The following is an 8855-nucleotide window of genomic DNA, read 5'->3' as shown; positions in this document are numbered from 1 at the left end:
GCACCGCCAGCTCCACTTCATGATGCACTTCACCAAAATTTGCCGGAATCGACAGCGGCTGGCGCAGATCGCACACTGCAGTTTCCGGTTTGATAAACACCACCGGTTCGGTTGGCGTGGCACTTCCCATTTCCTTTATGTGCTTCGCATAGTTGCTGCCGACGCAAACCACTTTGCTGACCGGATAATCCAACAGAGCGCCCTGCCAGTTACGATGCTGATACATGCTATTCCCCTGCTTTGGTTGTGTTTACCGCCAGTGCATCTGGCGATGAAGTCTGGCTCAGTGCCGGAACGCGGCAGGCTGAGGTGAAATATATTAACGGGTTTATGGCGGCTGGCGTGGCGGAAATTGTCAAAAGTCGTTAATCGTATACAACAAAATCAGCTAAACGCTTTGAAAATTGCCCGCAATAAAGGGTTAAAGCGGGCAGTTAATTAACGCAAATAGCACTGATTATTTCTACAGGATATATTTACAGATGAATCTGAATTAATCTTTTTTACCCTGATCGAGATGAATGTTGAGCAGACTTTCAACCGGTGGTGGAATTTGCAAATAATAGCCGTGTTCGCTTAAACCTTGCTTAACTTTATTGATATCCGCGTTAGCCAGCTTGTCACGCTTATCCAGCGATAACACCATTGCCAGCTGGGGTTTGCCGAAGCCGCGCAGCAGTTCTTCTGGTACCCGTGAAAAATCGTCTTTTTTTTCAACATACAGATAAGTCTGTTCACGTTGCGGGCTTCTGTAGATCACACAAAACATATTTTTTACTCGAATTAACCGATGGCGTCACTTGCCTGAATATAGCAGTAACTATAACATGCTTGCAGAACTTCGAATATTGACCGTTTGATGTTATTGCCGATTTTATCGGCGTACATTTAAGGGTCGTAAAACAGGACTGAGTCAGCACAGATGTCGCAAACGCCAATCGAATTCAAGGGAAGCAGTTTTACCCTGTCAGTCGTTCATCTGCATCATTCGCAACCCGAGGTGATTCGTCAGGCGCTACAGGACAAAATCGATCAGGCACCTGCCTTTTTGCTGAATGCGCCGGTGGTGCTGAATGTGTCAGCGTTAACTGGCGACATTAACTGGAAACAGATGCAACAAGCAGTAATGGCGACCGGTCTGCGTATCGTCGGTGTCAGCGGTTGCAAAGATGAAGCCCTGAAAAAAATGATTGCCCGCGCAGGTTTGCCGGTACTTTCGGAAGGTAAAGAGAGCCGCAAACAAGCCTCGGCTCCCGTCATTGAAGCCGCGCCGGTTGTTCCAGCGGTGATCGCTGAAGCCGCTAGCAAAACCCGCATCGTTAATACGCCGGTGCGTTCGGGCCAACAGATTTATGCGCGTAATGCCGACCTCATCGTTACTAGCAGCGTCAGCGCCGGTGCCGAGCTGGTCGCCGACGGCAATATTCATATTTACGGCATGATGCGCGGTCGCGCACTGGCGGGCGTCGGTGGGCAACGCGACAGCCAGATTTTTTGCACCAACCTCGCCGCAGAGTTGGTCTCTATTGCCGGGGAATATTGGATGATGGATCACATTCCGGCGGAATTCTTTGGTAAAGCGGCGCGTCTGAGTCTCAAAGATGGCGCGCTGACCATTCAGACACTTAATTAAGCCCCTTTTCTTTCGTTAAGGAAATCAACATTTATGGCACGCATTATTGTAGTTACATCGGGTAAAGGGGGCGTTGGCAAGACCACGTCAAGCGCGGCCATCGCCACCGGCTTAGCGCAGAAAGGCAAAAAAACCGTCGTCATCGATTTCGATATCGGCCTGCGTAACCTTGATTTGATCATGGGCTGTGAACGCCGCGTGGTGTATGACTTTGTTAACGTCATTCAGGGTGATGCGACGCTGAACCAGGCGCTGATTCGCGACAAGCGTACAGAGCAGCTTTATATTTTGCCGGCTTCACAGACACGTGATAAAGATGCGCTGACGCGTGAAGGCGTTGAGAAAGTGCTGAACGATTTGGCGGCGATGGAGTTCGACTTTATCGTCTGCGACTCGCCTGCAGGTATCGAAACCGGCGCGCTGATGGCGTTGTACTTCGCCGATGAAGCCATTATCACCACCAACCCGGAAGTCTCTTCAGTACGTGACTCCGACCGTATTCTTGGCATCATCTCGTCGAAATCCCGTCGTGCAGAGAACAGCCAGGATCCCGTGAAAGAGCATCTGCTGCTGACCCGTTACAATCCTGGCCGCGTTACCCGTGGCGATATGCTGAGCATGGAAGATGTGCTGGAAATTCTGCGCATTCCACTGGTTGGCGTCATCCCGGAAGATCAATCTGTCCTGCGCGCCTCAAACCAGGGTGAGCCGGTGATCCTCGACGCAAACGCTGACGCCGGTAAAGCCTATGCTGATACCGTAGATCGCCTGCTTGGCGAAGAACGCCCCTTCCGCTTTATTGAAGAAGAGAAGAAGGGTTTCCTTAAACGCCTGTTCGGGGGATAACCAATGGCATTACTTGATTTCTTTTTATCCCGTAAGAAGAACACAGCCAATATAGCCAAGGAAAGGCTGCAGATTATCGTAGCCGAACGCAGAAGGGGCGACAGTGAGCCCCACTATCTGCCGCAGCTGAAGCGCGATATTTTGGAAGTGATCTGTAAATACGTAAAAATTGACCCGGATATGGTGACCGTTCAGCTGGATCAGAAAGGGGATGATATCTCCATCCTCGAGCTCAACGTAACGCTGCCGGAGCCGGAAGACGTTCCTAAATGATTAAAGCGGTTTCCTGATTTTCCCCTGCGGTATTACGCAGGGGAAAATGCTCGCGTCAAAGTGCCTGCAGAATCTCGTCGATACCCGCTTTCAACAAATCGCCCCGCCAGCCTGTCTGCAATTCAGGAGTGCGCGTCGCGATTTTCAATCCCCAATGTACACTCAGCACCTGATTAATCTGGCGACGTGATGCCAGCAGTTCCTGACTGAAACCACTCTCTTCACTCACCTGTTGCACCAGCGCTTTAATGGCTTTGAACGCCTGCTTGTAATGCGGATGATCGATCAGATTGGGCAGCGGCGCTGGCAAAGTCGCTTCATCCTGCGCCTGCGCTTCCGCCACCAGCGCTACCATCGCTTTACCGTGGAAGCGGATTTCATGGCCGTTCAGACCTAAATGATCCAGCTCACCAAGGCTACCTGGCATAAAGCGCGCCACTTTCCACAGATTCTCTTCGCGTACCACGAAGTTCACCGCCATATCTTTTTGTCGGGCGATGTTTAAACGCCATGCCGCCAGACGCTGCAACGCCGCCAACTGACGCGGACGCAGTTGCCACGCATTGGTGATATCGCGCCAGGCTTCTTCCGGCTGCAGCACATCCAGACGTCGCTGGCACAGCAAATTGCATTCGCTTAACGCCGCCGCCATGTTGCCGGCTTCCTCGGTTTGCGCCACCAGCTGATGGGCAATCGGCAGCAGATAGGCGACATCGGCGGCGGCATATTCACATTGACGCTCGGTCAGCGGACGCGCCAGCCAATCGGTACGCGACTCACTTTTATCCAGCTCGATCTGGTTGAAATGCATCACCATCGAGGCAAAGCCCCACGACAGCGCCTGGCCGCTAAAGGCCGCCAGAATTTGCGTATCAATCATCGGATCGGGCAGGCATTTAAAACGATACAGGAACACTTCCAGATCTTCGCCACCGGCGTGCAGGAATTTGGTGACCTGCTTGTCCTGCAGCAGCGCCACAAACGGCGTCCAGTCACTGATATTAAGCGGATCGATCAGGATCAATTGGTCGCCATCAAACAGCTGAATCAGGCCGAGCTGCGGATAGTAAGTGCGGGTACGCACGAATTCGGTGTCCAGCGCCACGGCGGCGTGCTGGCGTGCCTTCTCGCACACGGCGGCCAGTTGGTCATTTTGGTCGATCAGGGTGTAATTCACGTTGTCTTTCTCGCTGCGGCAAACTACGCTCAGCGCTCCATGTTAAAAGCAATAAAAACGCCGGTCTGAGCCGGCGTTAACCTGAGGAGAATGGCGCGTTACTGCCCTTCTCGCTTCGCCTCATCACGCAATTCGCGACGCAAAATTTTGCCCACGTTGGTCTTCGGCAACTCGTCACGAAACTCGATAATCTTCGGCACTTTGTAGCCGGTGAGCTGGCGACGGCAGTGATCCAGCACCTCTTCTTTGGTCAGTGAGGGATCTTTCTTCACGATGCACACTTTAACCGCTTCGCCCGACAGATCGCTTGGAACGCCAATCGCCGCAGCTTCACGCACTTTTTCGTGCTGCATCAGCACATCTTCGATCTCGTTAGGATACACGTTAAAGCCTGACACCAGAATCATGTCTTTCTTACGATCAACGATGCGAATAAAGCCTTCGCTATCAACGGTAACAATATCACCGGTATGCAGCCAGCCATTTTTCAGCACTTCATCGGTCGCATCGGCGCGCTGCCAGTAGCCAATCATCACCTGCGGACCGCGAATACACAACTCGCCCGGTTCGCCTGGCGCTACATCCTTGTCTTCATCATCAACGATGCGCACATCGGTGGACGGCACTGGCAAACCAATGCTGCCAGTGTGACAGGTAATGTCATACGGATTCACTGACACCAGCGGCGAACATTCAGTCAGGCCGTAACCTTCCAGCAAATAGTGTCCGGTGAGTTTTTCCCAGCGCTCTGCGACTGCTTTTTGCACCGCCATGCCGCCGCCCGCTGACAGGCGCAGCGTGGAGAAATCGAGTTTATTGAAGTTGGCATCATTCAGCAGCGCATTGAACAAGGTGTTCACGCCGGTGATGGCGGTAAACGGAAACTTGCTGAGCTCTTTGACAAAGCCGGGAATATCGCGCGGATTGGTAATCAGCAGGTTGGTGCCGCCAAGGTCAAGGAACAGCAGCCCGTTCACCGTCAGCGCAAAGATATGATAGAGCGGCAGCGCGGTCACCACTTGCTCTTTGCCCGGACGCAGCAGCTTGCCGTAAGTAGCTTTGGTCTGTTCCAGATTGGCCTGCATATTGCGGTGCGTCAGCATCGCGCCTTTGGCCACGCCAGTGGTGCCGCCGGTATATTGCAGGAAGGCGAGATCGTCATTGGTCACGGTTGGGCGTTGATAGGTCATCTGTTCGCCCTGCGACAAGGCGCTGCGGAACGGCACCGCGCCCGGCAGGTGGTATTTCGGCACCAGCTTTTTCACGTATTTCACGACGAAGTTTACCAGCGTGGCTTTCACTGGCGCCAGCTGATCGCCCATACGCGTTAACATCACATGCTTGATCGGCGTTTCGGCCACCACTTTTTCCAGCGTGTGGGCAAAGTTCGAGACGATGACAATGGCGCTGGCACCGCTATCAACTAACTGATGCTTGAGTTCACGCGGCGTGTAGAGCGGATTGACGTTAACCACCACCATGCCAGCGCGCAATACGCCAAACAGCGCGACGGGATATTGCAGCAGGTTTGGCATCATCAGCGCCACGCGATCGCCCTGCTTCAAACCTAAACCTTGTTGCAGCCAGGCGGCAAAGGCGCGGCTCTGCTTTTCCAGCTGCCGGTAGGTCATCGGTTGGCCCATATTAATGAAAGCCACCTGATCGGCGTATTGCTCTGCTGCGTGCTCGAAAAGATCGACCAGAGAAGCGTATCGATCCGCATTAATTTCCGCAGGGACATCTGCCGGATAGCGTTTGAGCCAAACCTTATTCAAAGAATCACCCCGATAATCTTGTTGCGTAGCCATCGCCGCCTCGACAATCAATGTTGTTAACAATATTTTAACTGATTGTACCAGTTTGCCTGTTTCGGCATTTTCAGGTTGCGAAGCGCATCACTAAATTTCGCGCATCGGTTGCGCGCCCAATAAAAAGGCCCGTTCGCAAGCACCGCGACCGGGCCGTAAAATAGATTTTAAAACTTTATTCAGTAAGGATAGTTTGCACCTGCGCCGGTTGGCCAAGGTTCATGCCCCAATAGGGATTCGGTCCCCAATATCCCGGACGATGGCGCGTTGGGCCATACCAGATATACGGATCAATCGGCTGCGGCGGCGTCATCACCTGTTGCGTCAGATGCCAGCGCTGATAACCGCGCACATCGATCACCACAAAATTGTAGCTGGCCTTACCAATATCCCCTTTCTCAATGCCTTTGATGTTGCCCAGCACCGTGATGTATTGGTTGTTCAAATCGACCGGATCGACAAAGCCGCGGATGTCGGCAAAGATGCGGCCAACCGAGGCGGCACCCAAACGCGGACGCGCGCTCTCATCCAGCGGTTGCGTCGCAATCTCCACGCGTGTTAAGCCGTTAAGATTGGTGACCTTCACCACTTTCCCGCCGAAGCGCGCTTCCTGGCCGACAAACAGTTGCGGCGCGTTCATCACGCGCAGTAAATCTTGCTGTGGAAGCTCAGAACTTCCTTTAATTGAATCTGGCACCGAAACACAGCCGCTGAGCAGCATTGCGCAGGCTAACAGAGCGCCAGACATCCCTTTACGACTTATTGGCATAGCACTTCTCCTGTTATTTCTCTGATTAGACTGAGCTCGCGAAGATAAGTTGCGCGCGACTTAGCGGCCGGGCAACTTTTTCCATGCCACTTCATTGCGCAGATAAACCGGCTCGGCATTCTCTACCGCGACTGCTTCGTCACGTTGCCAGGCGCTGAGCGCCAGCGGCAGCATATCTTCGGCGGCAGGTAATAACACCTCTGAAGCAATAAGCTGCGCGCCTGGCGAGGTCAACAGATGCGGATAGGCTTGCCAGCCGGTGCCAACGGCAGTCCATTCGCCGCTTAATGCCGCAATACGTTCCTGTGCTACTTCGGGTTTGATCACCGCTTCGGTTTCCGCACCCAGCCATTCGCCGTTTTCGTCACGCTGATATTCAGCCCAATAGAGTTCGCCCATACGCGCGTCAATCGCCGCCAGTACGCGCGTCGCGCCGGTCAAACGCCACGCGCCCTGCGCCATGGTGGCTAATGAGGAGACGCCGATCATCGGCAGATTCGCGCCAAGTGCCAGCCCCTGAGCAATACCAATGCCGATACGCACACCGGTAAAACTGCCCGGACCCCGGCCAAACGCCAGCACGTCAAGCGCGGTCAGATCCAGCTGCTGCGCCTGCAACAGCTCCTGAACCAGCGGCAGAATACGTTGGGTGTGATCGCGCGGGGCGATTTCAAAGCGGGCATCAATCTGCTGCAGATTTTGCAGCGCGACAGAACAGGCTTCTGTCGCCGTGTCCAGGGCTAAAATTCGGGCGGACATAACAACCTCAGAGAGTCAAAATGGCGCGCATCTTATCACAGCCTGGCACAAATTAGTGATCCGCAGGCTGACGGACAAATTCGATGGCGCGTGCAATATCGCGGGTGCGCGGCGTGGGCGGCAAACTGTTGAGGAACAGGCCGCCGTAAGGACGTGAAACCAGACGCTGATCGCAAATCACCAGCACACCGCGATCTTCCGTGTCACGAATCAAACGCCCCACGCCCTGTTTCAGGGTGATCACCGCATCGGGCAATTGCACATCATTAAAGGGATCGCCGCCGCGCAGGCGACAATCTTCCATACGTGCTTTGAGCAGCGGATCTTCCGGTGAAGTAAACGGCAGCTTGTCGATGATCACCAGCGACAGCGCATCGCCGCGCACGTCGACACCTTCCCAGAAGCTGCTGGTTGCGACCAGCAGCGCGTTACCGGCTTCGAGGAACTGCTTCAGCAGCTGTCCTTTACTGGTCTCGCCCTGCAGCAGCACCGGCAACGTCATCGAAGCACGAAACTCAATGGCTAACTCGCGCATCATCTTGTGCGAGGTGCAGAGGAAGAAGCAGCGGCCTTTGTTGGCATCAATCAGCGGCTTCATCATGCGCGCCAGCTGGCGAGCGCCGCCGGGATGATTGGGTTCCGGCATATTGCGCGGCACGCACAGCAGCGCTTGCTGAGTGTAATCGAATGGGCTGTCGAGAATCATGGTAGTGGCGTTATCCACGCCAAGACGGCTGGAGAAATGGCTCATCTGCTCATTCACTGCCAGCGTGGCAGACGTGAAAATCCACGCCGCTTTGCGGTTATCCATCACTTCCCGGAAGCGTTCCGCCACCGACAACGGCGTCAGCGCCAGGGTGAAATGGCGGCTGTTGCACTCATACCAATAGCTGAAGCCCGGCTCATCAATGGCGCGCAGACGTTTCAGGCGCGTGCGATACAGCGCCGCGCGCTCAAAGGCGGCATCAAGCAGCGCGGAACGCCCTAGCGACAGTTTGATCACGTCGTAACAGAGTTCGAGCGCATCATCCAGCAAGGTAAACATGCGCATGATGTTATTGTCGCTCAGTAGATCGCGCAGATTGCCGCGAAAGCCCGGTTCGCCAAGCATCAGTCGGAAATCCTGCGCGCACTGCGCCAGGCGATCGGCAGATTTCTGCAGCTGCTGCACATCCCGCACTTCGGTGCGATAGGCAATGATGATGTCTTTGGCGAGGTCCTGCAGTTGGCGGCTCGACAGCTGCTGACCGAAATACTGGCTGGCGATATCGGGCAACTGATGCGCTTCATCGAAGATCATCACATCGGCCTCTGGGATCAGTTCGCCGAAGCCGCCCTCTTTCACCACCAGATCGGCGAGAAACAGATGATGGTTCACCACCACCACATCGGCATCCATGGCTTTTTTGCGCGCTTTGACCACGAAGCAATCTTTGTACAACGGGCAATCGCTGCCCAGGCAGTTATCGTTGGTGCTGGTGACAAAGGGCCAGATCGGACTGTCTTCGGCCACGCCGTTGCAGTTGCTGACGTCGCCATCGGTGGTTTCTGACGACCAGCCGCGCACGCTGATCAAATCGCCCAGCGCCT

At 54.4% G+C, this 8855-nt stretch carries 10 protein-coding genes; 3 read left to right on the top strand and 7 right to left on the bottom strand.

The window, feature by feature from the left end:
• Together RTM06_RS13285 and RTM06_RS13280 are read right to left on the bottom strand one after the other, a co-directional pair.
• Nucleotides 1–226: fumarylacetoacetate hydrolase family protein (locus RTM06_RS13285; RefSeq protein ID WP_312182734.1), on the bottom strand; the 226-nt coding region annotated here is incomplete at its 3' end.
• Nucleotides 227–493: 267 nt separating this feature from the next.
• Nucleotides 494–769, bottom strand: a complete 276-nt coding sequence (locus RTM06_RS13280) for a YcgL domain-containing protein (RefSeq protein ID WP_007889664.1) — start codon at nucleotides 767–769, stop codon at nucleotides 494–496.
• A 153-nt stretch (nucleotides 770–922) separates the two neighbouring features.
• Here RTM06_RS13280 and minC point away from each other — a divergent pair, with 153 nt between their 5' ends.
• Genes minC through minE form a run of 3 tightly spaced genes read left to right on the top strand, consistent with a single transcriptional unit; the run spans nucleotide 923 to nucleotide 2752 of the window.
• Nucleotides 923–1633 (top strand): septum site-determining protein MinC, encoded by a 711-nt coding sequence (gene minC / locus RTM06_RS13275; RefSeq protein WP_256696593.1) that lies wholly within the window; start codon nucleotides 923–925, stop codon nucleotides 1631–1633.
• A gap of 33 nt (nucleotides 1634–1666) precedes the next feature.
• Nucleotides 1667–2479, top strand: coding sequence for a septum site-determining protein MinD (gene minD / locus RTM06_RS13270; protein WP_007889662.1), 813 nt, complete (start codon nucleotides 1667–1669; stop codon nucleotides 2477–2479).
• A 3-nt stretch (nucleotides 2480–2482) separates the two neighbouring features.
• A complete protein-coding gene (gene minE, locus RTM06_RS13265; protein WP_007889661.1) occupies nucleotides 2483–2752 on the top strand; it encodes a cell division topological specificity factor MinE in 270 nt (89 codons plus the stop codon).
• Nucleotides 2753–2807: 55 nt separating this feature from the next.
• Here the strand turns inward: minE and rnd are convergent, their stop codons facing one another.
• From rnd to RTM06_RS13240, 5 genes are all read right to left on the bottom strand, one after another.
• A complete protein-coding gene (gene rnd, locus RTM06_RS13260) occupies nucleotides 2808–3929 on the bottom strand; it encodes a ribonuclease D (RefSeq protein WP_312182731.1) in 1122 nt (373 codons plus the stop codon).
• Nucleotides 3930–4027: 98 nt separating this feature from the next.
• Nucleotides 4028–5704: a long-chain-fatty-acid--CoA ligase FadD gene (fadD, locus tag RTM06_RS13255; RefSeq protein ID WP_265297936.1), complete on the bottom strand. Its 1677-nt coding sequence runs from the start codon at nucleotides 5702–5704 to the stop codon at nucleotides 4028–4030.
• Nucleotides 5705–5912: 208 nt separating this feature from the next.
• Nucleotides 5913–6506, bottom strand: a complete 594-nt coding sequence (locus RTM06_RS13250; protein WP_154181693.1) for a Slp family lipoprotein — start codon at nucleotides 6504–6506, stop codon at nucleotides 5913–5915.
• Nucleotides 6507–6566: 60 nt separating this feature from the next.
• Nucleotides 6567–7265, bottom strand: coding sequence for a tRNA (adenosine(37)-N6)-threonylcarbamoyltransferase complex dimerization subunit type 1 TsaB (gene tsaB / locus RTM06_RS13245; RefSeq protein WP_312182727.1), 699 nt, complete (start codon nucleotides 7263–7265; stop codon nucleotides 6567–6569).
• 52 nt (nucleotides 7266–7317) lie between these two features.
• Nucleotides 7318–8855, bottom strand: a 1538-nt coding sequence (locus tag RTM06_RS13240; protein ID WP_312182725.1) for an ATP-dependent DNA helicase, incomplete at its 5' end; no start/stop codon positions are given.

The sequence above is a fragment of the Pantoea sp. CTOTU46764 genome (assembly GCF_031974595.1).
GTDB classification, from domain to species: domain Bacteria; phylum Pseudomonadota; class Gammaproteobacteria; order Enterobacterales; family Enterobacteriaceae; genus Pantoea; species Pantoea trifolii.
The sequence above is the reverse complement of the archived record's forward strand: the minus strand, read 5'-3'. Positions and strand labels throughout refer to the sequence as shown.